A 1419-nucleotide genomic window follows, 5' to 3' on the forward strand; every position below is an offset into this window, starting at 1 on the left:
CCTTGATATGCTTTGGTTTATAAACCTTAAGCCCAGAAATAACTCGACTGGCAATACTTCTATCGTCATCGATAAAGGCGACCGGACGCATGGCTCGTCCCATTCGCAAAGCTGCTACAAGCTGATTTCCGGCAGCACCAGCTCCATAAATGGCCACCTTAGGTAATCCGTTATCCCGGTTGGTGAAAGGAACATGTTGGKCTGCGGAAAACCAATCACCGAGAAAGTATTGACGCATGAACAGTCGAAGACCACCGATCATGACCAAACTTAGCCACCAATAATTAAAAATTATTGACCGCGGCACAATATTCTGATGATTACTATACCAATACACGACAACGCCAAGAATTAACGATGACAAACTTACCGCTTTGACGATCGTAATAAGGGCATCATTACCAAAATAGCGCATGACTGCGCGATACATTCCAAATTGAAAGAAAAGTGGAATTGCTACAAACTGCGCACTCAAAAAAAGCCAGAGATGCTGAGTGAGCGGGTTGACCATCTCATCGATGCCTAATCGGACAACAAATGCCATCCACAGGGCTAGCCACACCAACGCGACATCAGCAGCAACCTGGATCAGTCGTTTACTGCGGCGCGGAAGACCTAATAACAAAACCCGGAATCTTTCCATAACCCCTTCGAACGCTCCAACCACACCTATTTTTATGACGCTTAGAATGCGCTCATTCCCGTACGACTTTCATTTTACACCAGTAAGAGTCGAACATCCGGGCTTGGCCTGAATTTTTTCTTTCTCGCCCGGATGAAATGCTTTTATAATTTAGACTGCGACTACCTGCTGGAATACGGTAATAGCGCGCCGCCAATGCGGCAGTGTTATCAGGATCACAAACCAGTCAGGCGCCCGACTCAAGGATCACGCAGATCCCTCTCCTTGCAAGGCCGTCATGATAGGGCAACCGGCCGTAAGATGTGATTGGACTTTACTGCATAGTGCGCAGAAGATATCTCCTCATCACTTAAACCAACCAACAAAACTGAGAAACTCTCAAATATTTATTACATGCAACCCACAGAACATCGCACCGACAATAACAAATCATAAAAACAGTGATTATTTTTACTGTTCCTGCCCCAACTCAAGCATGCTACCGCTGCCGAAAGTCAATATCTTCTTCCAGCCTTAACAACCTGCTGGTTTCTACCATCGAGACCGTAGACTGAGCAATACAGACACCCCAACAAATACCACACTAAAGTTATACCCCATCGACAAGCAAGGTAGGCAGACTAGCAGGCGCACTTCTCCTGCATTCTTGAGAAACCGCTCTATCTACCGAACTGAAAAAAGTTGCAGATATAACAAATCGAAAACGATGGATTACCGATACCCGGAAAACATCACTGAACCGTCAACCGAACGCTCATCTCTTTATAATTTACTTG

General features: G+C 45.5%; 1 protein-coding gene. It reads right to left on the bottom strand.

The genetic code is table 11. The features are described 5' to 3' along the window. On the bottom strand, positions 1-643 hold a 643-nt coding region (locus AC1DVH_RS31105), incomplete at its 3' end, for a nucleoside-diphosphate sugar epimerase/dehydratase (RefSeq protein ID WP_477757017.1). Positions 644-1419: the final 776 nt, after the last annotated feature.

This window comes from Pseudomonas sp. P4_C3 (genome assembly GCF_056402075.1).